Below are 22,299 nucleotides of genomic sequence, written 5' to 3' on the forward strand. Positions count from 1 at the left end.
GGAAGCTGTACCCGGCAAACAAATGAGATGATTTTAAGAAAGAAACAGCATTGGTTCAGAATGTTTTTTGTGTGGCACGGCTCTGTTTTACCTCAGTTGCTGCCCAGGCTGGGTGTATTGTTTTTATTGTCTGTTCTGATCGTATATCTGAAAGGAACCCTTTACGAATATAAGGTGCCGCTCAGTCCTGCGCCGTTTACTATCTTTGGTATAGCACTGGCCCTGTTTCTGGGATTCCGGAATAGTGCCAGCTACGACAGGTTCTGGGAGGGGAGAAAACTTTGGGGAGCGCTGTTGAATGATACCCGGTCTTTGGCACGTCAGGCTATTACGCTGACCGGGCACAGCAAGAATGATGAGCAGGTTTTAGCGTTTATCAACATACTGATCGCTTTCACTTATTGTCTGAAACATCAGCTGAGAAATACTTCTGCCAGTGAAGATCTTCAGAGATTATTGCCAGGTGAACTTGCCCATAGCATAACAGAAGCTAAATACAAACCGATCGTGTTGATGATCGAGTTGGGAAATTGGATTCAAAAAGCGCGCATTATGCCTGGTTTCGACTCCATAAGCCAGGTCGCTATGGATGGAAATTTGAATAAACTCTCAGATATAGTGGGAGGTTGTGAAAGAATCGCATCCACACCTATCCCTTATACCTACCAGGTTCTGCTGCACAGGACTGTCTATCTGTATTGCTTTCTGCTTCCATTCGGTTTAGTTGACAGTCTGGGTTGGATCACACCGCTGATTACAGTCTTTATCGGCTATACTTTTGTTGCCTTCGAAGCCATTGCAGATGAGTTGGAAGAACCTTTCGGTACTGAGCCGAACGATCTGGCTTTGAATGCCATGTGCAGAATGATCGAGACAACGCTGCTTGAAATTGTAGGAAAACCCTTACCTGAGCAGATACCGGCGCTCTCTGCTGGTCATGTATTTGATTGATAGGAATATAGCAAAATTTGGGCTAATTGTGAGCTAAAATAGCGCTATGTTTTTGTAGCTAACTTGCTTGAATATTACAAAGGGTGTTTTCACCAGGATTTTATACTGGAATCAACGAGGGACTAGTATTTCAATGGACATACAGGGTTGTTCTGAGAAAGAATTTGTCAACCTGATCATAAATTGGATTAATAATTGACTGGGGAAAGAATAAAGTTGGGCATTCAGACGGAACGTTTTTTTTGTAAAAATCAGCGAGCTGTTGCTTAGTAAATAAAAAAGATCAGTGGTTTATATTTTAAAAATATATACGTACTGATCTTTAACTCAGGGTCGCTTGAATTCAATATTTTCCGAAGAATTTACTGAATCTTAAATGAAATGATATCTTCCTTTCCCTGACGATTTGTCGCCGGGAAAACAAGTTTTTGGGATGTAGGGTCGGAGTAATAATAAATATGTTCAGTATCTCCGTAAGCTTTCATGTAGATCGTATCGCCTGTATTGTATTTACTACAATCCTTCACAGCAGATATGCTAAACCTGAGATTATTGTCGCCGTTACGAACTTTAATGGAACTGGAAACGTCGCGCACCAGATTTGAAATGCGATCAGGTGATACATCTTCTGTATCCTGACGAAAGAAGCGGACATACCTTTCTTTGCTATCTCCGGTGAAAGAGACATTACACGACACAAATAGCGTGTCTCCGCCTACTGTGCTGGAAAGTGAATTTACAATAACGGGACTGGTTTGGTGAAACATTACAGTTGTTTTATTAAATCCTTTCTGTATGCTGTCAAATCGTGACCAGGTAAAATATTCTTTGTAATCACCAAATCCTTCTTTTGAATAAACCAAGGTAATTAAATCCTGATTTTCGATCTTTGGTAGTTCAAAAAAGCCCTCATCATCAGTAATTGCAGAAATAACAGGATTTGAATTTTCAACTGTAACGGTTACTCCGCTTAAAGGTCCTAATAATCTTCCCTGATCATTCAATCCGATGATTGATCCTGTTGAGCGTTCCAGAGCAGTTTGAGGATCAACATTGTTTGACTCTTTCTTGCAAGATGATAATAGTGCAGAAGCACAGAGTAGAAGGTAAAGGGTAGCTTTCATAAAAGAAGGTTGTTGTGAACCTGGATACTCATTACTATCTGATTAACGGAATAAGTTTTGAAATATTATATAGAAATTATCAGTGATATAAATCGTTATATATCTTTCAATCTGTCATGTTATTTGTATAAACTAAGCGGTTTTAAAAAACCGTTGAAAGTAATAGAGTTGGCGGCAAAATGCAGTTTGGTAAACTAGCGGTGTATTGGATTTATTTCAGCGAAATCAAAACTGCGTTCCAACGTTTCAATGCCTTCCCGCGTCTCTTTTATTAAACTGAAATATTATGAGACAATTACTGCTATGCTTTTTATTTTTTGTGCTGTTTACCGCGTGCAACAGAAATAAGGATCCGGAGCCTGCAAAGGAAATTGCGGGTATTGTAGGGAAATGGAAAATGCTCGAAATGCAGTATATGCGAGGTGATTCAATAATCATTCAGCCTGGAGACATGGAGGATGTCCCCAATAACGAATTCTCTATACGCTTCGATGGTGTTATGCTTTCAGAGGGCTACGGTTCATGTTGCCCGATTACAGAATTTAAAGTTAACGGCGTACTGTTCGAAATTAAACCGGTCAGACAGGTGCCTGTAAACCCGAATTGTGCATATGTTGACTGCATGATGTGTCCTGATGTAGCCATTACTCAAGTAGGCGATCAGATGACAATAGCGTGGTGCAATGGAATAACCGGTAAATACGTAAGGGTAAGATAGTTTTAAGGCCGAGTCGGCAAAATCAGACCATAAAAACGCTCTGGGACCATTCTGAAAATGTAGTCAATATTCATGTTTGGGTCGCGATAAGTACATATTTTATAGTAGCTTATCTCAAACATACTTTGAAAAGCAACCTCTCGATCTATGAGATTATGCAAATAGTGGGCATATCTGTGTTCGACAAAACTCCATCAAAAGAGCTTATTACTGAATGTCAAATCAATCAAAATGTCGCAGAACAATGGAACCTATTTGATGAGTAAAACTTAAAGCATCAGTACTAATTAAATAAAAAGAAAGTTCCGGTTTAATAAAAAGAAAGTTCCGGGATTTCGATAGGCTCAGCCTGACAGATGTTTCTACTTAATGAGTTATCATTTCCTGTCACCCTGTCGAAGGGCTTTGCAAACACTATCACTCAATTGGGGATAAGTTTCTGCTCAATTCAGCCTCTCCAAGCGCAAAAAGTAGTTGATTTCTCCTGCAAGTTGCAGACCCTTTTTTAAACTTTCGTTTTCCGGATTGTAGATCCAAACAGCACTTCCTTCTTTATCTGAATTGATGGCGATATGTGCGATCCCATTTTCTACCAGAACGCACTGTTTCCTGGTTCCTTTGTCAAGAGGAAGTTCCAGTCTTCTGGTAGTTTGCTTAATCAGGTCAAGGACATAATAGTCAAAATGAGGAACCTTCCAATGGTCGTTCACGCCGGTGAACACTCCCTTACGTTCGGTTCGTACGATTGCTCTGCCTTTTCCCAGATACCATAGCCCGTAACCATGGTTCTGAATAGGAGAGGCGGATATGTTGAAAAAATAGTCAGGGTCAATCTGGTTATCAGCCTTTTTTATTCTGAGAATACCTGTGGACTTTTCCGGAACATTACCTGTAGCAATGCCAGGGCATGCCAGAAAGTAAAAATCCCCGCTTTCATCAGTGAAGAAACTTTCCATCGCCGAATTAATACCACCGGGATAGGTGGTACGCGTGTCTTTCAGCCGATTAACAGATTTCATTTCAGGATAACTGATCACCTCAGTGTAAAGTGTGTCGCTGGTGGTATAGCTGTGCAGATTGGTAGTGCTGTGGTAGCAGTATCCCACAAAAAGCTTGTTGTCGAAGAACTTGCTAAAACCTATCGACATCCAGTTATAGTTGCCAAAAGGCCTTGGAATGGGGAGTTCGTTTTGGACGACACTCATATGTTGCACATTGATTTTGGCATACCTTGCCTTCTTGCTTTTTTCTTCGTACCCAATCAGCATCAGCGTATCTTTACTGATCCAGTTATAATTTTCAATATCGTTGAAGCCTTCGATTTTGACGGATTTATTTTCTTTGAACAATCCATCAGATATTGTCGATTCGCTGAACATGCCCGTGCGCTGATCAAGACGGTAGTAATGTCCGTCTCTTACAATAAGATCATGGAAAATACGCTGAGGGTCAGCCAATACTCCTTGTTTTTCAGGGTCAATTATGCCAGAGTCTATGGTATCTGTAGTCACCAGAAAGTCCTGCCCATTCTTTAATCCCGCATAAATGCTGTACTTTTTTGATGAGGCATCCTCATGATTACTTTGCTTGCAGCCAACAATTGAAAAAAATAAGAATGATAAAGAAAGTAGTAAAATAGTGCGAGGGGTCATTGAATAGATTGTCAGATGTTGAACTGCTCCATCAGTTGCCGCTTTACGACAGGTGGGAGACTTGTGAGTGATCCTTCTTCGAGAATGATCATTTCATTTTCATTTTCCGGGCTGTTGTAGTTCAGCGCTATATAATTCTGGCCTTTTTTCAGGAACAGTTTTTCCTTTTGTTCATCAGGTGCTGCACAAGTACCCTGGATAGTAAATTCGATATCCCGCTTGGGATTGATGAGGACAGCGCCGCAAAAATCTATATTACCCGTACTATTGTCTATCTCTATATTGCTCTTCGGGGCGAGGCTAATGGTGTACAGGCTTTCGCTGACATTTTTATTTGTAGTATCAGAGGAATTTTTGAGAACAAATACTTCGTCTACCGAAGCCTGCTGTTTGGAGTTATACAGAAAGGTGCCCAAAATGAACACTGCCGCAGCTGCCACAGCAAGTTTCCAGAATGGAATTGACCTGACCGAAAACGACGATTTGCTGATTGAAGTCTTTTCCGGCTCAAAAGATTTTATTTCTGCCTGGAGATCTTCCCAAATAGCATCTCTCAGCGTTTTACGATCTGTCGCTTTCGGAGCAATAAACTCTTCCTCAGCTTCGTCGTCGAGAAGCCATTCCTCTACCATGAGCATTTCCTCCGGCGTACACTTTCCCGCGTGATATTTTTCTATAAGTTCTCTGGTGACCTTCATGGATAGTCTTTTGCAATGCTATATCGACCCACTTTTAAGTAAAAGTAGCATAAAAAAGATTTTACCGAATGTGCAGGGTAAAAAACTAGGACAAGTATTCAGAAAGATTGGCTTTAAGCGTAGATAATGCCCTTGAAATGTGATATTCTACAGCTCTTTCAGAGATTAACAGATTAGATGCAATTTCGCGGTTCGTTAGTCCCTGTTCCCGGCTCATTTTATACACATTGCGGCATTGGCAGGGGAGTGTGTCCACCAGCGTATCTACTTTGCTTTTCAGACTATTGTACATGATCTCGTTTTCAGTACAGTGAGAATGATTACAGTAATCTGCCAACGCTTTTTCGTCATGTTCACGACGGCTGGTTGTATTTCTTATGTACTCAAATACCTTGAATTTAGCTGAGCGTACCAGATACCGCTCAACTGAAGTGGTGATTTCCAGTTCATCTTTTCTTTCCCAAAGTGACTTGAAAATCTCCTGAACCATTCCCCTCGCCACCTCACTGTCATTGAGGTTGTTGTAGCAGACAGCAAAGACCTTATCCCAGTATTGCAGGTAAATCTGCCGGAAGGATGACTCATCAATGCGGAATGGAGAAGATTGAATAATTGGATCGCTCATGGGAAGACTGAATTCGAACTGACAGCAAATATAGCATCTTGTTTAAAACAAGTCCAAATAAGATTTCCATCTTTTTTAATCTGATTTTTAGATTCAGATATAAACCGCAGTGGTTCACAGGGATATTTTAGATTGAGGAACTTTGCTGTTGCAGAGCTACACTTTATCTTGCATTAACATTTTACGTTCATTCTCTCATCTATGGTGCAAATCGAATATAAATTAACAGAAAAGGAAGTTTACAAAGGTTTAGTGCAGAATAACAGCTCCAGGCTGATCACCAAAATTCTGAGAGGTTTAGGAGTTTTCCTGATGGTGGTAATGGTATTTACCACTACTGTCAATCTCGTAAATGGAATCTACTACTTCAGCATGTCGTACTTGTTTCCATTGCTGATGGGTGTATATCTTACCTTTTTGTCCGAGATTACTGCGAAAATACAGGTGCCGAATCTCATCAAAACTAAAAATCCTTTTGTACAGGAGGTGAAGGTAAGAATGGATGGAAATGGATTCAGGATGAAAGGTGAGTCTTTCTCAAACTTTATGGAATGGGAGAAATTTCATTCCATTGTTGAGACGGCAGATTTTTTTCTTGTCAAGCCCACTGAAGCTTCTGCCAATATTATGCCGAAGAGGGCATTTACCACCGAGGATGTAGCGGAGTTCAGAAATTTACTGGAAGGTGTGGTAGGACCAAAAGTAAAATGGAAGTGATGAGGTAATGGAAATGGATTATTGCCACGGATACACAGATTATCACGAATTTTTATATCTGCAAAAAATCAAATTAGTGCTCTATTAGTAGATCTGTGTCAAGAGTTTAATTGGCCACGAATACACGAATCTTCACGAATTTGTTTATTTACGTACATCATATCCGTGATTTATTCGTGCATCAGTGGCAGATTAGAAGTTGACCACGGATACACAAATTATCACGAACTTTTCATACTGAAAGGTCAAATCCGTGCTTTATTCGTGTATCCGTGGTAGAAAAAAATAAGGATTAAACTTACCAGCCTATTCCGTAGTCTTCCCCATGGTTACTGGATCCTCCCCACATGCTGCCATGTATCCAGTCGAAATAAATGGCGTTAATTGGTCCGCTGGTACGGGGTTGATAGGAATTCTTATAACCCATTCTGGACAATTCTTTGCGGGTCCAATCGGGCATTTGTTCGTTCAGGATTAACCCGCCCGGATCTTTCTCATGAGCCCCGAAGCTGGCATACATTTGCAACGTTTTGAAACTGGGCGCTTCTGCCGCTTCCTGCACAGTCATACCAAATTCAACTACATTTAAGAAGAACTGTAGGAGCAACTGATCCTGCTCGTCACCAGCCTGCTTTGCAAAAGAAAGGAAGGGCTTTCCGTCTTTCAAAGCCAGACTTGGTGTGAGCGTAACACGCGGACGCTTACCTGGTTCTACCACATTAAAAGGATTTTCACGTGGGTCGAGCACAAAAGACTGCATACGCTGACTTAAACCAACACCTGTATTACCTGCAATGCACGCGGGTACCCAGCCTCCGCTTGGCGTGATCGAAACTACCCAGCCCTCTTCGTCCGCAGCTTCAACAGAAGTGGTGCCGGCCGTAAATTCCTCCATGTATTTCTCATCCAGTCCGTTTGTGTTCCTTTTTGTATTTGCCTGGAAATTACCCCAGTTCTTGATCTGGTGGGCAAATGGATTTGTCTTCCCTTCAAATGGGTAAGGATCGCCGGGTAATACTTTTGGGTCGTTCTTTTCCCAGTTGATTTGTTTAATACGTTCTTTGGCATATTCCTTCGACAACAGTCCTTTCATTGGTTCCTCAGGAGCAAATGCGGGGTCGCCGTAGTAAAAATCACGGTCAGCAAATGCCAGATTCATTGTTTGATACAAAGTATGAACATAACGGGATGAGTTGTAACCCATACTTTTCAAATCAAAGTTTTCAAGCATATTGAGCGCCTGCAGCATAAAAGGGCCTTGTGTCCAGGGTTGCATTTTATAAACTTCAATCCCTTTGTAATTGGTCATCAGCGGTTCCTCAATTTTCACTTTCCAGTTAGCCATATCCTGTTCGGTGATCAATCCGCCTTGTTCCTGGGTGCTTCGTGCAATTTCTTTGGCAATATCTCCTTTGTAAAAACGATCATAGGCCGCGTAAATCGCTTCCTTTCGTGATTTGCCTTTTTTCAATGCTGCTGCCTCTGTATCAACCAGTTTCTGAAGTGTAGCCAGTAAATCCTTCTGAACAAATATTTCGCCGGCATCCGGTGCTTCACGCTTTTCTCCTGGGTGAGTCAGGAATACCTTTGCCGAATAGGGCCACTGTTTGATCTTGTCTTTTCCTTTTTCGATAGAATTGGCAGTTTGTGCTTCAATAGGGTAGCCAGAGGCAAGTTGCATAGCCGGTGCGAGTACTTCTTTCAAACTCATGGTACCATATTCGGCCAGCATTGTCATGAGTCCGCCTGCGGTTCCGGGCGTAGTAGCTGCCAGCGGACCGTATTCCGGCGGGTATTTCATGCCTTTGTTCTTAAAAAAATCCGCAGTTGCTCCTGTAGGCGCTACGCCCATTGCGTTGATGGCAATCACTTTTTTTGTCTTTGGATTATAGATGAGCGCCTGCGTTTCTCCTCCCCAACTCAACACATCCCACATGGTGCAGGTAGATGCCAGCATTGCGCAGGAAGCGTCAATAGCATTCCCTCCTTTGCTGAATATCATAGCCCCCGATGTGGCAGCCAGTGGTTTTCCGGTAATCGCCATCCAATGTTTTGCGTGAAGTGGCGGTTTTTGTGTGGTAACGGGGAAATTGTTGAAAGATTGGCCAAAGCTTAATAACTGAAAGCTACACAGGGTTAATGTCAACAGTAATAATTTTTTCTTCATAGATTAACGGTTAGTAATATTTGGTGAAAATATAATAATGCAGAATGATATGCGGAGTGTGGAGGTTGTAAGGACATAAAAGTAACGAAAAAATGGTTATCTAACGGTTGTCACAAGTGTCGCGTATGTTCCTGAAAGGATTTTGTGTACTTTTTTTGAATTAAAATGAGATTAATGAAATTATTTTATTTGGACTTATTTTAAATAAGTATATACCTTTGCGGAGTCAGGAACTATCATACTACCAGGCTTTGAAAGATTATACGCCACAAAATAATTCTCCATTCACTATTGATGAGCAATCATTTGAGGCAATCTATAATCAACATTGGGAAAAACTCTTTGCCCTGGCTACCTACCGGCTTGCCGACGAAGAGCTAGCTAAAGAAGTAGTGCAGGATGTGTTTTTTTCACTTTGGGACAGACGTAAAACGCTGGTCATAGAGGGTGAAGTAGTTCATTATCTCTATCGTTCAGTGAAATTGAAGATTCTTGAATACTACCGCACCAATCAAATCCACCGTCGTCATCTGGATGAATTTGCCCACAATCTTCACGGGCAGGAGAATACGACAGAAAATCATGTAATGCTCAATGAGCTCAATACGCAGCTTCAGCATTTCGTGCAGACTTTACCAAATCAATGCCGAAGAGTTTTTGAATTAAGTCGCTCACAGGGGCTCAATACAAAGGAAATCGCAGTGGAAATGGTAATCTCAGAAAAAACTGTCAAGAATCATCTTACCCGTGCATTATCTTCTATTCGCTCCATGTTGGAGTAGGTGCTATCTTTCTTCTTTCGTTTCTGCAAAATAATTCTGATTTTTTTTCATATTCATTGGGACTTCGCGATGGGTTGTTCAACATAACTACGGAACATATCTAAGTCATGGAGATCACCAACGAACTTTTAAGGAAATACAGCAATAATGAGCTTACCGGCAGCGAGAGAGCGGTGGTGGAGCTATGGCTGGAAACTTCGAAGCCGGAGGGACAGGAGATGGTATTTCGCGCCGGGGTAAATGCAGGCGGCGATATGTTTCAAGCTGTTCGCGAACGGATAACCTCAGCCGACACACGCAGACAAAGATCTCGCCAACTATGGAGATATGCTGCTGCGGCTTGTCTGGCGATAGGAATGATTGGAATTGGCTGGTATCAGAATGCCATCGTAAGCGCTGATAATCAATTGTCTCTTGATAATTTGTCAGGACAGCACACCAAGGATTTTAACAGTGATTCCGGTCTTGTGTTTCGCTTGTCAGCACATAGTAAGGCACACGCGAGTCTGACGAACACGATAAACAGCATTAGTTTCTGCGGGGCGATGGAAGTGACCAACCGTTCCACAAAAGATATACGCATTGTATTCAGCTCAACCTGTAAAACCAGAGGCATAGCTGAGCACACCATCACCTGCAAACCAGGAAAATCCTATGTTGCATTACATGATCCAATGGAGGAAAATGAAATAATAATTATTAACAGGAATATGGTCAACGAGCTGCCAGGCAGTGTAGTGATCTAAAAAAAGAACCGCACGGCGCCAACCGTACGGCTCGTCCACGCAAGCGTGGAACTTTTAAAGTCGTCAAAAATTAAAAGTAATGCAAGTTAAAAAAATCTTCATTACAGGCACGCTTTGTGCCTGTACATTGTTATCCTTTGCCCAAAAATCTGCGGTTCATGGCACTGTAAAATCCTCTGATGGTGAGGTGTTACCGGGTGCCACCATTTCTGTTAAGGACAATTCCCAGGGTACATTTACTGATGCCAGGGGAAATTTCAAACTGGATAAACTCAAAGCTGGCAGGGTCTCTTTGGTTGCAACATTTCTGGGTTATGAATCCCAGATCAGAGAGGTTGTGCTTAAAGATGGAGATGATCAACGTGTTGATTTCAAGCTGAGTACAGGTGCAAGAGAACTTGAAGAAGCTTCAGTGATTGGTTTGACAGAAGCGAAGGAAACCAGTAAGCTTGCGTTTAATGTTACAGCCATTGATGCCAAACAACTACACAACACGACACTTGACCTATCCAATGTGCTCGACCGGGTATCTGGTGTTCGTGTGAGGGAATCCGGCGGAGTAGGTTCCAGCTTCAATTTTTCGCTTAACGGTTTCACCGGAAAGCAAGTGAAGTTCTTTATGGATGGCATACCGATGGACAATTTTGGTTCGTCGTTCCAGCTCAACAACATTCCGGTCAATCTTGCGGATCGTATTGAAGTGTATAAAGGCGTTGTACCTATCTGGCTGGGTGCCGATGCGTTGGGTGGTGCGGTTAACATCGTTACAAATCCTAACCGTCGTAATTATCTGGATGCGTCCTACTCATACGGATCGTTTAACACACACCGTACGGCTATTAACACCGGTATCACTACTGAAAATGGATTTACTTTTCAGGTAAACGCTTTTCAAAATTATTCTGATAATAATTACTGGGTTAACGTGGACGTAGTACCTGACTTAAACACAGGTCTTTACGTTCCTATGCGTGTGCGCCGCTTTAACGATACCTATCGCAATGAGACGGTGATAACCAACGTAGGCGTGGTAAATAAAAAGTTTGCGGACAGATTAACAATCGGCATGACCCTCGGGCAGAACAAGGCTGAGATTCAGACTGGTAACAGAATGTATGATGTATACGGTGAGCGCCGTAGAAAAGGTAATATCGTCATGCCTTCTATCAGATATTCGAAAAATGATCTGTTTGTAAAAGGCTTAAACCTGAGCTTTAACGGAAACTTTAATTTCGGGCAGGAACAGTCTATCGACACTGCCTATAAGCAATACAACTGGCTGGGTGGGTTTATCTACAAAGGTAATCCTGATACACCTGGAGGGGAATCAGCGAGAACACTTTATAAGTTCAGAAACAACAATGGGTTGTTCAATGCCAACCTGAGTTATCAGATTAGTGCGAAGCATTCAATTGTGATCAATAACACATTTAATACTTTCGACCGGCAGGGAGAAGATGAGTTGAAGCCGGATGACAAGGGAAACAAAATGCCGCAGAAAACTACAAAGAACGTGATTGGTATCGGCTACCGTTTCGATCTGAACAGTAAGTGGAACACTTCTTTGTTTTTCAAAGAATATATTCAGAACAGCAGTTCCTACAACATTCTGAACGATGAATATTACACCCAGCAAAACAAGTTCACGCAGGAAGGTTATGGTGTGGCTACAACTTATTTTCTGCTTCCTAATCTGCAGCTAAAGGGTTCATTTGAAAAAAGCTATCGTCTGCCTGAAAATGATGAAATGTTCGGTGATGTAATTAACCTTGCCTCTAACTTTTCTCTTCGTCCTGAAAGTAGCCAGAATTTCAATTTGGGTGTGAACTATACTACTTCACTGAATAAGATACATCATTTTTATTTTGATGGAAACGTGATTTATCGCTCTGCAAAGGACTTTATCAGACCTAGTGTTTATACTTCCTACAACCGTGCGGTACAGCAAATGGTCAATCTGCGTAACGTGACCAATAGCGGTGCCGATGCCGAAATCAGGTATTCATTCAAGAGATTATTCACTGCGGGAATTAATGTCACGTATCAGAACATCCTCAATAATACTAAATATGAAGGGCAAACCAGTACTGTAAGTCCGGTGTATAAAGACCGTATTCCAAATATGCCGTATCTGTTCGGGAATGGAAATGCATCCTTGGTTTTCCAGAACATAGGGAGGCAGGGCAATACACTAACCATTGGTTACAACATGCTTTATGTGCATGAGTATTACCTGAGGTGGCCGAGCCAGGGAGCTGCGAGCAGTAAGCTCACCATTCCTGAGCAGATCGCTCATGACGCGAATGTCACCTATTCGCTGGCCAATGGTAAATACAACATCGCCGTAGAATGCCGCAACATAGCGGATGCATTACTGTACGACAATTTCAGCCTGCAAAAGCCAAGCCGCTCCTTCAATGTGAAGCTACGCTATTTCATCGTGAAGTAGACTCAGTCTTTAGCTTGTAGTGATTAGCTATGACTTCGCTGATTATCATAATGTTATTAAGAGAGAGAGTAGAAACGAATCTCTCACAAGTACTTACAATCAATTATTTATTACTAATTCTTTTCAAAATGAAAACAAACAGGTTTATACTGGGCATGTTCGCATTGGGAATGCTGGGTTTTACATCATGTAGTTCTGACAAAGAGGAAACAGGTGGCAATGTTGAACCAACCGGAAAATCCAAGTATGTATTTGTTGCCTACTCGGTAGGATCAACTGGTTCGGAATCTGCTCCTTACATTATTACTGCCGATTCGCTAACAGGTGGTAAGGTGAATCTGGTGAATGGTGTCGAAACGGATGCCTATTCTTTTGTTCCTCAGAATAATAAACTATTCGCTGCAGTTTGGGGTGATCAAGGACCTGTAACACCATACGGTTTAGACAGCAAGGGGAACGTCGTGAAAATCGGTAATACTGTAAATGCGCCCACCGCGGCTATATACAATGCAGTAGGAACTGATTCCTGGGTAGGAGGAAGCTGGTCTGGAACCCCTACAAGCCCTGGTGCTACCATATTCAGATTTGATGCAAATAATCTGGTGCTATCAGGACGTAACACGATTGATATGAGTAAAATGGCAATTGGTACAGAGTGGCCGACATGGTACGGGGTATTCGAAGCTGGAAACAATATGCTTTTCCTTCCTTATGAGCTGTCACCGACGGAAACAGGAGTTACTGAAACAAAATTCCGAGACAGTACCTGGGTATTGGCTGTTACATATCCAGGTCTTGAATTCAAAAAAATTATCCGCGATGGGCGTACGGGACCGATTGGAAGCTGGTTCGGAATGCATGGAATGAAACAAATTGAGGATGGAGATGTATACGCCTACTCAACGGCTGTAAAATCCAAGAATCCGTCGGCAATTGTTCGTATCAAAAAGGATACAGAGGTTTTCGATCAGAGTTACTTCTTCAATCTGGAAGCAAAATCAGGTGGTTTGAAAGTTTCAAGGGGTGACTATGTGGGTAACGGTAAATTCCTGATGTCTTTCTTTATTAATGCAAAAGAAGTGGAGGAATGGACGGGTCGTACTAAACTGGCTATCGTCGACGTGAAAGCGCAGACAATCACATGGGTAACAGGAGTTCCTGAACATGCTCAGATGGGCTACAAGCAGAAAACTTTTGTAGAAGCTGACAAAAACACTATTCGTTATGTGATGAAGGATGATGCAGGTAAACACTATGTGTACAACATCAATGCGAGCACTGCAACAGGTACGAGAGGTTTGGAATTTGAAAATATCAGTGATGTGACTACAATTTCAAAAATCGAATATTAAGCAGCAACAGAAATATCCCTGACAAGTCATGAAACATCTTTTTAACACTTACCTTTTATTACTTCTATTTCTTGTTGCGGTTGCTTCCTGCAAAAATGATGAACAAAAGCCGGAGCCCGCTGGAATGCATTTACCTTTAACGGGAATACTTTAAAAACCTATTGGGTATATGAAGTGGATGGTCAGAAGCTAAGTCTGCATAATCCGGACAGGAACTTCGTGATTCTTGAACAGTCGGCAGATGAACTTGTGGTTAAAGAAACCGATACAGGTATTTATTACGCGTTCAAAAGATTAAACTGAGTACGTCGGGCAGAAAAAATATATTTTTTTTCTGCCCGACATTCGGGTTAAGGGGTAGTTATGCAACTTATATATGAATGCCACCTGATCCTCAACCAAAAAACAGGAATGTAGCAGCTATTCAATGATATGAATCCTTTAAAAAGATCGGGTAAGGTATTGGAAAATGGAGGAAAGGTAAAGCGTGAAGGAAAGTCTACTTTCAGAAAAGTCAATGACTGGCTTCATCTTTGGCTGGGTTTGATTTCCGGAATTATCGTTTTCATCGTATGTGTAACTGGTTGTATCTGGGTTTTTAATTCCGAGATAACCTGGCTTATTGAGCCTGAGACACGAGCAGAAAAGCAGGAAAAGGCTGTACTAGCTCCCTCAGTGATACGTGAGATTGCAGCCCAAAAATTTCCCGGGCAGAAGGTTACCTATGCGCAGTTGCAACAGGGAAGAGCTGTGAACGTGGGCGTTGGCGACTACGATGCTGCTTTTTATTATACGGTACTGATGAATCCATATACAGGTGAGATTCAGGCAGTAAAAAAGCATTTGAAAGATGAAGAGGATTTTTTTCGCTGGATATTGAACGGGCACAGGTTTCTCTGGCTGCCCTGGGAAATAGGCCGGCCAATAGTAAATTATGCCACCATGGTTTTTGTGGTACTACTGATTACAGGACTGATATGGTGGTATCCTAAAAAATGGACACAAAGCACACGCGACAAGAGTTTTAAGATCAAACGGAATGGTACATGGAAACGTATCAACCTGGATCTTCATAATGTACTTGGATTTTACTCATTGTTATTTTTACTCGCCATCGCACTCACGGGCATGGTTTATGGAATAGAATGGTATAGTAACGGTTTGTATTGGGTAACATCAGGAGGTGAGTCAGAACCGGAATGGAAGGAAAACAAATCGGATTCGTTGCAAAATGGTAAATTTTATACTTCGGCGCAGGCATTAGATAAAGCGTGGGCCAAGGTCGTAGCTGAGAATCCGGCCACAACAGGGTTTTACTATGGATTTCCTGATACGACGGATACGAAATCAACGCTCAATTTTACGGTTTATCCAACAGCAGGACAATTTTACAATACTGTCTCTTATAATTTTGACAGACATACTTTGAAAAGGTTGGAGCGGAACGAAGTATATGATAAAGCCTTTGCTGAAGCCTCTTTTGCGGGTAAATTGCGTCGGATGAATTATGATATCCATGTGGGAAGTATATTAGGTTTCCCTGGAAAGGTGCTTGCATTTCTGGCAGCCTTAATAGGCGCATCTCTTCCGGTAACAGGTTTTATCATCTGGTGGAACAGAAAAGGCTTTGGAAATGGTAAAAAGAAGAAAGTTGGGAAGGCGACGAAGCAACCGGGAGTAAAACCCAAAGCAGATTCAGCAGGAGCAGAACCCCGGAAACCGGCATTTAGACCCAAGGCTGTAAAACCGGAAGTTTCGGTTAATTTGAATGTGAGTGATAATGCAGGCAATGATTAGTGATGCTGTCAATGTGATGATGTTGTCAACCCTGAGCGTAGTAGAAGGGATTGTCACAATCTTCGTTCCACCACGCGGCGGAACAAGTTAAGGTCGCCAATTTCTAGTCATCGTATAATCAGGATCGGTAGTTTTGTCATAAAGAGATAAAAGAAATAAATAAAAAATGGGAAACAATGTGTTTTTGTAACTTTACAGATCAGGATAAATACATTGATAACCATTAATTAAAGGATTTTTGTGAGACCGTTTCGAATCATTTTTTTATACCTTTTGGTTACGGCGTTTTTGTTTAAGGCCTGTACATCAGCGCAAAAGGAAACAGATGCAGAACGGACTAAAGCAAAGTACGGTATCATTGTTTTCGCGGGAGAAGAGGAAGATGAGGAATATTTGCTGACAACTGATTCATTGTCAGGTGGTTTTTTGAAAATAAGACCGGATGCTGAAAAAATATACAGTTTGGTATCAGCTTACGGGAACGGATATTTTTATGGTATTGATGACGGTAAGCCTAAGTTTACCAGGTACATCCCGACTGACAAAGGTTTGATAACAGACGTTGAAATTCCGTTTCATCAGGTAGCCTGGAATGCTTATGAGAGCTGGTATAACTGGATTGATGACAATACGATATTGCTGGGAAGTTCTATGGACGGACATAGGTTTACTTATAGTATTATCGATGTGAAATCCATGAAAATTGTAAAGAGTGGAGATCTGGATATACCGCAACCGGCAGATGATCAGCATTTTGGTGGTGTCCTGGGAGTTTATCGTGACAACCGGCTTTTTGTAGGCTACACGCACCATACAGGATGGCAAAGTAAAAAACCAAGCAGCGATACTACATTTCTGGCGGTGATTGAATATCCGTCTATGAAAACATTGAAAATTGAGACGGATACGCGTTCAACGTCGCCGGGAGGACTTTACCTGCACGCAACCTATTCCATGCAGGAAAATGGAGACATCTATTTTCTGGCGGCTCCGGGTGAGCGAACTCACCGGCATCATTCGGCCAAAACGGCTCTTTACAGAATCCGGAAAGGTACCGAAACACTTGATAAAGAGTATTTTTTTGAAATTGGTGACGCAGATAAGGAAGGTTATATGCTCTATCCTTTGGGGGAAGGCAAAGCGCTCATCAAGATGATCGAAAGAAAGAAAGTGAAACAGTATATGGATTATCTGGGTCGCGGTGTGGCTGACTATTATCTGCTTGATATTCACGCACAAACCAAAACCAAACTGGACCTGCCTGCGGATGTACTGGGCTTCACAGAGAATGTGCTGGTTGATAATGGAATGGCTTATATTGGTGTGACGGAAAAGAAGAATGAATCCTACGTCTGGGAATACAACACCAAGACGGGGTCTCTTAAAAAGGGGCTTAAAGTGGAAGGAAAAGCGTTGATTATCAAAAAACTATAGAAATATCGGATTCCGAGGAAGGGGATCCGGAAATAATATTCGGGGGGAGTGCTACTGTAAATCAGATGGCACGATGACCTGTATGCGTCTAACAAAAAATCTAAATACCTGATTAAGGGTATCAAATGAAAAACACAACAAGAAATTTCACCATGCTGGCTGCGGCATGGCTGGCCGGAGGTCTGGCTTTTGGTCAGAATACAGCCTCTGTCCGCGGACAACTCAGCAGCGTTTCGGGTCAACCGATAGAATACGCAACAGTGGCGTTGTTTTCAGCAAAAGACTCACTGCTGGCCAAAGGGACACTTTCTGATTCTACCGGAAAGTTCATGTTTGAGAAAGTGCCGGGAAAAACATATTACGTCACCGCTGGTTTTGTAGGTTATAAGACTTATACTTCAACACTGATTAATCTTACAGGTAATGAGGTAAATCTGGGTAAGATAACGATGGAAGCCGATGAGCAATTGCTGCAAACGGTGACAGTTACGGCGAAGAAGCCATTAGTGGAACAGCGTATCGACAGGACTATTCTTAATATTGAGAACAGCATTCTGGCCGAGGGAAATACAGCGTTGGAATTGCTGGAGCGGGCTCCGGGCGTAACGGTCGACGATGAGGGAAATGTTTCATTGAAAGGAAGAGCCGGAGTTACCATCATGCTGAATGGGAAGCTGACTTATCTTTCACAACGGGAACTGACTACTTTGCTGAGGGGGACTGCTTCCGGATCTGTGTCCAGAATAGAAATTATCGCCAATCCTTCTGCTAAGTACGATGCCGCTGGTAATTCCGGTATGATCAACATTGTGCTTAAAAAGAGTGACAAAGCGGGTATCAATGGAAGTGTGTATGTGAATGCCGCCCGAAGCAGAGCCAATCGTTATGGTGCAGGAACAAATCTGAACTACCGGAGTGGGAAGGTGAACGTATATGGCAGTTATGACCGGGCTTACCGGGGAGAAATCGAATATGTTAGTTATGTCAGGCGATTTCATGACGGAAATCCCGGAGCAGTTCCCAATCGTATTTCTTACCAAGATACCAGAACAAACGAACCGCTTTACACCAACAACTACAAAGCAGGGGTTGACTTTTTTGCAAATGAAAAAAATACTTTCGGGATTTTGGTTAAAGGAAATTTCGGTAAATACATCAATGATAATAACACCAGTAACCTGCTGGTTTCAGGCGCGGGAGATGTACTAAGTCGTCCTCAGACCCATAATGATAATCTGGATCGTTGGAACAGTACAGCCTACAATGCGAACTGGGTGCATCAGTTCGACGACAAAGGACGTGAGTTTTCGGTGGATCTTGATTATTCAGTCAATGATAACAGATCCAACCAAACAATGGATACCCGCTATCTGAATGACGAGAATCCTTCGCTCGCAACGCGTTCGGTTAGGAAAGGTTTTGTACCGTCTCTTACTTATGTTTATGTGGGTAAATTAGATTATGTGCATCCGTTCGGAGAAAAGGCCAAGCTGGAAACGGGTTGGAAAAGTAGCTATGTGGATGTAGACAATAATCTCAACTATGATACATTGAGCAACGGTCAGTGGGTGAAAGATCCGTCATGGAGCAATCACTTCAAGTACAAGGAAACCATTCACGCCGGCTATGTGAATGTAAGTAAGGAATTTGGCAAGCTAAGTTTGCAACTCGGATTGAGAGGAGAGAATACACAGACAACCAGTAACCAGGTAACCACAGACTCACTGGTGAAGCGTAACTATTTTCAGCTTTTCCCAAGCTTTTTTGCGACACAAACTTTTAATGACAAACATACCGGACAGTTTTCGTACAGCCGAAGAGTGGAACGACCTGATTACAGTGACCTTAATCCATTCCGCTTTTTACGTGATCCGTTTTTGTATTATGAAGGAAATCCTTTTCTGCGGCCCGAGCTTACACATTCATTGGAACTGAGCCATTCATTAAAAGGGAAGTTTATAACAGCCATTAATTACAGCTACACATCGGATGTAATGAACTGGATGATGGGACAGGTGGATTCGCTGAATACCACATCGCAAAGTCCGCAGAACCTTAAGAGCTTTATTAATTACGGAATCAGTTTTACAGCCTCTTTACAACCTGCCAGCTGGTGGAGTAGCAACAATTTCGTCAATGTGTATCGGAATCAGTACAAAGGAGATCAGAATGGAGGAGATTTGAACAACAGCATTGTTACTTTCTCATTCAATACTCAGAATACGTTCACTTTCGGTAATGGGTATTCTGCCGAACTGACCGGTTACTATAATTCAAAAACTGTATACGGTGTATTTGTAACGAAGGGATACTCTGTAATCTCGGCGGGAGTGCAGAAGTCTGTCTTTAGCAAAAAGGCCACTGTGAAGCTCATGGTAAATGACATTTTTCAGGGACGCCAGCGCATTCAGCGTGCGCGCTACGAGAATCTGGATATGAACGGACATATTCGTTTTGACAGCAGAATGGCTACGTTATCGTTCTCGTATCGTTTCGGAAAAGACATTATTCCTTCAAGAAGAAGACAGTCGGGCAGTGAAGATATTCAGAACCGTGTAAAAGGTGGATCATGAGCAGGATTTCAACAAAGATCAAAGCTTATTGCAAAGCGAAAGGCGTTCGCTGCCCGGGTAAAAAACTACTGGTAGCAGATTATTTACAAAAGACTAAGGACTATACGGATGCCGCCAACCTGTATCTTTTGCTACGCAACAGTTATGTAAAAATCAGTCCTGCTACGGTGTATCAGTCATTGAACTGGCTTACAGAAAATGGCTTTGTGGAGTGTCGAACTTCGGACCAGACAGGCACCCGTGAAAGCAGATACAGGGTTAGGATATAAAAGGATTTCTTAAAAAATGTGAAACACATTGCATTTATAAAAACTAATACTTTTCTTTGTCTATCGAATTTATAGACTTTGTGTTTTCAGTCATATGGAAACAATCACTAATCAGCATTCTCAGGTAAAATGATACATGAAAAGATATTCAAACTGGCAGTAGGTAGGGAGGCGAAAATTGTCATCAAGAGCCAAACCTTGAAAAATTCATCGGAAGTGAACTTTGATCTTGAATTTTTGATCAGAGACAACGAGGAAAATTTTCGCCCACCCATCGGGATGAATCATCCCCAATTCTGGAAGTTAAAAAAATACACAGCTGAGAAATCAAGGTTCCTGCAGCTGGAATACAGCGGTTTGTCAAGAAAGCAACTGAAAGAGAGCATCGCAGAATTTAAGGCGTTGTTTGGCCCTGATTACACTTTTCGGGATAAGACCGAAATAGGTGCCAGAGTGAAGAGCCTTAAAGGGATCAGAGTGAGTGCTTTGAGCAGAAGGATGCTTGCTTAGTTACCCTGCTAAGTATAAAAAACGGTCTGATCTACAATTTGCAAATCAGACCGTTTTACTATGTTAAAAATCTATTCTTTCACGATCACGTCATGTGCTCCACCTTCCACTATACTTACAGAAGATACCAATGTGATACGTGCATTGTCTTTCAGTTCTTTTATGGATAGTGTTCCGCAGCTGCACATCGTTGATTTGATCTTACCCAATGTAATAGCCAGGTTGTCTTTCAACGTACCTGCATATGGAACATAACTGTCAACGCCTTCTTCAAATTTGAGTCCGTCGGTATCACCCATGTCATAACGTTCCCAGTTACGTGCGCGGTTAGATCCTTCACCCCAATACTCTTTTACATAGTTTCCGTTAACAAGGAGCTTTCTTGTAGGGCTTTCGTCAAAACGTGCGAAATAGCGACCCATCATCAGGAAATCTGCACCCATTGCAAGGGCAAGTACCATATGGTAATCCTGTGCAATACCACCATCCGAACAAATAGGGACATAAATACCGGTTTCTTCGAAATATTTATCTCTTGCTTCAGCCACTTCGATCAGTGCAGTTGCTTGTCCGCGGCCTATACCTTTTGTTTCACGCGTGATACAGATAGAACCGCCACCAACACCCACTTTTATAAAATCTGCTCCGGATTCAACCAGGTACAAGAAGCCTTCTTTATCTACAACATTACCCGCACCCACTTTCACTTTATCACCAAACTCTTGCTTAATGTACTGTAGTGTGTCGCGCTGCCATTCCGAAAAGCCATCCGATGAATCAATACAAAGAATATCAGCACCAGCTTCAACCAATGCAGGAACACGCTCCTTGTAATCGCGGGTATTGATACCGGCTCCTACAACCAGTTTTTTCTGCTTGTCCGTAAGTTCGTAAGGGTTGTCCTTATGGTTGTCATAATCTTTTCTGAATACAAAAAATCTGAATCGTGCTTCCTCGTCTATCACTGGAAGGCTGTTCAGCTTATGCTCCCAGATCAAATCGTTCGCTTCTTTCAAAGTGCAACCCAATTGCGCTGTAACCAGTTTCGAGAACGGAGTCATAAACTCCTTCACTTTCTTATCATGTGAATCAGTTCCGACTCTGTAATCACGGCTGGTAACAATTCCCAATAGTTTGCCTTCGGCTGTTCCGTCGTCTGTAATGGCAATGGTTGAGTGACCTGTTTTGGCCTTAAGAGCAATTACATCTCTCAATGTATGCTCCTGAGTGAGGTTAGCTGTACTGATTACAAAACCTGACTTATGGTTTTTTACCTTACGAATCATTTCAGCCTGGTCCTGGATAGTCTGAGATCCGAACACAAAAGAAACCCCACCATTCTTTGCCAGTGCTATTGCCATGCCATCATTCGAAACTGATTGCATAATTGCAGAAACAAAGGGAACATTCAGTTCAATGTCAGGAGTTTGTCCCTTAGCGTATTTGGTTAGCGGAGTTTTTAGAGAAACCTTTGGAGGAACACAGTCTTTTGTAGTAAGTCCCGGAATAAGCAGGAATTCACTGAAAGTCCTTGACGTTTCGTTTAAGTACTTAGCCATTGTATTTTTTTAAGTTTGAGGCTTTAATAGCTGCTTGGGGCAACTGGTTCTGTATGTAACTAAAATTTGTCGCCGGGAATTCGTTTTTTGCAAAAAATATTTTTTTGCCAGGATGGTATCTGCCGAATGATTATCTGCAAAACGATATGCTTGATGGCTTCATTCATGCAAATTTC

The 22,299-nt window shown here is 42.1% G+C and carries 18 protein-coding genes; 12 read left to right on the forward strand and 6 right to left on the reverse strand.

The features are described 5' to 3' along the window. The first annotated feature begins 27 nt into the window (after positions 1-27). Positions 28-951 carry a bestrophin family protein gene (locus DSL64_RS21885; protein ID WP_115833077.1) on the forward strand — a complete coding sequence of 308 codons (924 nt, stop codon included), beginning with the start codon at positions 28-30 and terminating at the stop codon, positions 949-951. Positions 952-1,313: 362 nt separating this feature from the next. Here DSL64_RS21885 and DSL64_RS21890 read toward each other — a convergent pair whose 3' ends face one another. Beyond that, entirely contained in the window at positions 1,314-2,075 is a 762-nt protein-coding gene (locus tag DSL64_RS21890) for a peptidase associated/transthyretin-like domain-containing protein (RefSeq protein WP_115833078.1), read from the reverse strand. A 286-nt stretch (positions 2,076-2,361) separates the two neighbouring features. On the opposite strand from DSL64_RS21890, the gene DSL64_RS21895 reads away from it, so the two are divergent. Beyond that, positions 2,362-2,793, forward strand: a complete 432-nt coding sequence (locus DSL64_RS21895; RefSeq protein WP_115833079.1) for a hypothetical protein — start codon at positions 2,362-2,364, stop codon at positions 2,791-2,793. A gap of 443 nt (positions 2,794-3,236) precedes the next feature. On the opposite strand, the gene DSL64_RS21900 is transcribed toward DSL64_RS21895, so the two are convergent. The 3 genes from DSL64_RS21900 to DSL64_RS21910 all read right to left on the reverse strand — a co-directional run bounded on the left by DSL64_RS21900 (position 3,237) and on the right by DSL64_RS21910 (position 5,768). Continuing rightward, positions 3,237-4,445 carry a DUF4374 domain-containing protein gene (locus DSL64_RS21900; protein WP_115833080.1) on the reverse strand — a complete coding sequence of 403 codons (1,209 nt, stop codon included), beginning with the start codon at positions 4,443-4,445 and terminating at the stop codon, positions 3,237-3,239. A gap of 11 nt (positions 4,446-4,456) precedes the next feature. Beyond that, the gene (locus DSL64_RS21905) at positions 4,457-5,143 is read right to left on the reverse strand and encodes a hypothetical protein (protein WP_115833081.1); all 687 of its coding nucleotides are present in this window, start codon (positions 5,141-5,143) and stop codon (positions 4,457-4,459) included. 85 nt (positions 5,144-5,228) lie between these two features. Continuing rightward, positions 5,229-5,768 (reverse strand): RNA polymerase sigma-70 factor, encoded by a 540-nt coding sequence (locus DSL64_RS21910; protein WP_115833082.1) that lies wholly within the window; start codon positions 5,766-5,768, stop codon positions 5,229-5,231. 201 nt (positions 5,769-5,969) lie between these two features. On the opposite strand from DSL64_RS21910, the gene DSL64_RS21915 reads away from it, so the two are divergent. Continuing rightward, positions 5,970-6,485 carry a YcxB family protein gene (locus DSL64_RS21915; RefSeq protein WP_115833083.1) on the forward strand — a complete coding sequence of 172 codons (516 nt, stop codon included), beginning with the start codon at positions 5,970-5,972 and terminating at the stop codon, positions 6,483-6,485. A gap of 298 nt (positions 6,486-6,783) precedes the next feature. On the opposite strand, the gene DSL64_RS21920 is transcribed toward DSL64_RS21915, so the two are convergent. Further along, entirely contained in the window at positions 6,784-8,652 is a 1,869-nt protein-coding gene (locus tag DSL64_RS21920) for a gamma-glutamyltransferase family protein (RefSeq protein ID WP_115833084.1), read from the reverse strand. 218 nt (positions 8,653-8,870) lie between these two features. On the opposite strand from DSL64_RS21920, the gene DSL64_RS21925 reads away from it, so the two are divergent. The 9 genes from DSL64_RS21925 (at position 8,871) to DSL64_RS21965 (ending at position 20,564) form a co-directional block, all read left to right on the forward strand. Continuing rightward, positions 8,871-9,434, forward strand: a complete 564-nt coding sequence (locus DSL64_RS21925) for an RNA polymerase sigma-70 factor (protein WP_158547968.1) — start codon at positions 8,871-8,873, stop codon at positions 9,432-9,434. A gap of 107 nt (positions 9,435-9,541) precedes the next feature. Then, entirely contained in the window at positions 9,542-10,180 is a 639-nt protein-coding gene (locus tag DSL64_RS21930) for an anti-sigma factor (protein ID WP_115833086.1), read from the forward strand. A 79-nt stretch (positions 10,181-10,259) separates the two neighbouring features. Next, positions 10,260-12,629, forward strand: a complete 2,370-nt coding sequence (locus DSL64_RS21935) for a TonB-dependent receptor (RefSeq protein ID WP_115833087.1) — start codon at positions 10,260-10,262, stop codon at positions 12,627-12,629. A 128-nt stretch (positions 12,630-12,757) separates the two neighbouring features. Then, positions 12,758-13,981 (forward strand): DUF4374 domain-containing protein, encoded by a 1,224-nt coding sequence (locus DSL64_RS21940; RefSeq protein ID WP_158547969.1) that lies wholly within the window; start codon positions 12,758-12,760, stop codon positions 13,979-13,981. 432 nt (positions 13,982-14,413) lie between these two features. Next, positions 14,414-15,778: a PepSY-associated TM helix domain-containing protein gene (locus DSL64_RS21945; protein ID WP_115833089.1), complete on the forward strand. Its 1,365-nt coding sequence runs from the start codon at positions 14,414-14,416 to the stop codon at positions 15,776-15,778. Between the two features lie 240 nt (positions 15,779-16,018). Then, positions 16,019-17,212 carry a DUF4374 domain-containing protein gene (locus DSL64_RS21950; RefSeq protein ID WP_147300400.1) on the forward strand — a complete coding sequence of 398 codons (1,194 nt, stop codon included), beginning with the start codon at positions 16,019-16,021 and terminating at the stop codon, positions 17,210-17,212. 125 nt (positions 17,213-17,337) lie between these two features. After that, positions 17,338-19,785: an outer membrane beta-barrel family protein gene (locus tag DSL64_RS21955; protein WP_115833091.1), complete on the forward strand. Its 2,448-nt coding sequence runs from the start codon at positions 17,338-17,340 to the stop codon at positions 19,783-19,785. After that, positions 19,782-20,054 carry a Fur family transcriptional regulator gene (locus tag DSL64_RS21960; RefSeq protein WP_115833092.1) on the forward strand — a complete coding sequence of 91 codons (273 nt, stop codon included), beginning with the start codon at positions 19,782-19,784 and terminating at the stop codon, positions 20,052-20,054. Before DSL64_RS21955 ends, DSL64_RS21960 begins: the two co-directional genes overlap by 4 nt. A gap of 129 nt (positions 20,055-20,183) precedes the next feature. Beyond that, entirely contained in the window at positions 20,184-20,564 is a 381-nt protein-coding gene (locus tag DSL64_RS21965; RefSeq protein WP_115833093.1) for a hypothetical protein, read from the forward strand. 71 nt (positions 20,565-20,635) lie between these two features. Here the strand turns inward: DSL64_RS21965 and DSL64_RS21970 are convergent, their stop codons facing one another. Beyond that, positions 20,636-22,123, reverse strand: coding sequence for an IMP dehydrogenase (locus tag DSL64_RS21970; RefSeq protein WP_115833094.1), 1,488 nt, complete (start codon positions 22,121-22,123; stop codon positions 20,636-20,638). Positions 22,124-22,299 lie beyond the last annotated feature (176 nt).

This window comes from Dyadobacter luteus, from assembly GCF_003383615.1.
In the GTDB taxonomy this organism is placed as follows: Bacteria; Bacteroidota; Bacteroidia; order Cytophagales; family Spirosomataceae; genus Dyadobacter; species Dyadobacter luteus.

Excerpts from the sequence above, each read along its gene's own strand:
- DSL64_RS21885 (WP_115833077.1), top strand. The coding sequence starts at position 28 with ATGATTTTAAGAAAGAAACAGCATTGGTTCAGAATGTTTTTTGTGTGG.
- DSL64_RS21890 (WP_115833078.1), bottom strand. The coding sequence starts at position 2,075 with ATGAAAGCTACCCTTTACCTTCTACTCTGTGCTTCTGCACTATTATCA.
- DSL64_RS21895 (WP_115833079.1), top strand. The coding sequence starts at position 2,362 with ATGAGACAATTACTGCTATGCTTTTTATTTTTTGTGCTGTTTACCGCG.
- DSL64_RS21900 (WP_115833080.1), bottom strand. The coding sequence starts at position 4,445 with ATGACCCCTCGCACTATTTTACTACTTTCTTTATCATTCTTATTTTTT.
- DSL64_RS21905 (WP_115833081.1), bottom strand. The coding sequence starts at position 5,143 with ATGAAGGTCACCAGAGAACTTATAGAAAAATATCACGCGGGAAAGTGT.
- DSL64_RS21910 (WP_115833082.1), bottom strand. The coding sequence starts at position 5,768 with ATGAGCGATCCAATTATTCAATCTTCTCCATTCCGCATTGATGAGTCA.
- DSL64_RS21915 (WP_115833083.1), top strand. The coding sequence starts at position 5,970 with ATGGTGCAAATCGAATATAAATTAACAGAAAAGGAAGTTTACAAAGGT.
- DSL64_RS21920 (WP_115833084.1), bottom strand. The coding sequence starts at position 8,652 with ATGAAGAAAAAATTATTACTGTTGACATTAACCCTGTGTAGCTTTCAG.
- DSL64_RS21930 (WP_115833086.1), top strand. The coding sequence starts at position 9,542 with ATGGAGATCACCAACGAACTTTTAAGGAAATACAGCAATAATGAGCTT.
- DSL64_RS21935 (WP_115833087.1), top strand. The coding sequence starts at position 10,260 with ATGCAAGTTAAAAAAATCTTCATTACAGGCACGCTTTGTGCCTGTACA.
- DSL64_RS21940 (WP_158547969.1), top strand. The coding sequence starts at position 12,758 with ATGAAAACAAACAGGTTTATACTGGGCATGTTCGCATTGGGAATGCTG.
- DSL64_RS21945 (WP_115833089.1), top strand. The coding sequence starts at position 14,414 with ATGAATCCTTTAAAAAGATCGGGTAAGGTATTGGAAAATGGAGGAAAG.
- DSL64_RS21955 (WP_115833091.1), top strand. The coding sequence starts at position 17,338 with ATGAAAAACACAACAAGAAATTTCACCATGCTGGCTGCGGCATGGCTG.
- DSL64_RS21960 (WP_115833092.1), top strand. The coding sequence starts at position 19,782 with ATGAGCAGGATTTCAACAAAGATCAAAGCTTATTGCAAAGCGAAAGGC.
- DSL64_RS21965 (WP_115833093.1), top strand. The coding sequence starts at position 20,184 with ATGATACATGAAAAGATATTCAAACTGGCAGTAGGTAGGGAGGCGAAA.
- DSL64_RS21970 (WP_115833094.1), bottom strand. The coding sequence starts at position 22,123 with ATGGCTAAGTACTTAAACGAAACGTCAAGGACTTTCAGTGAATTCCTG.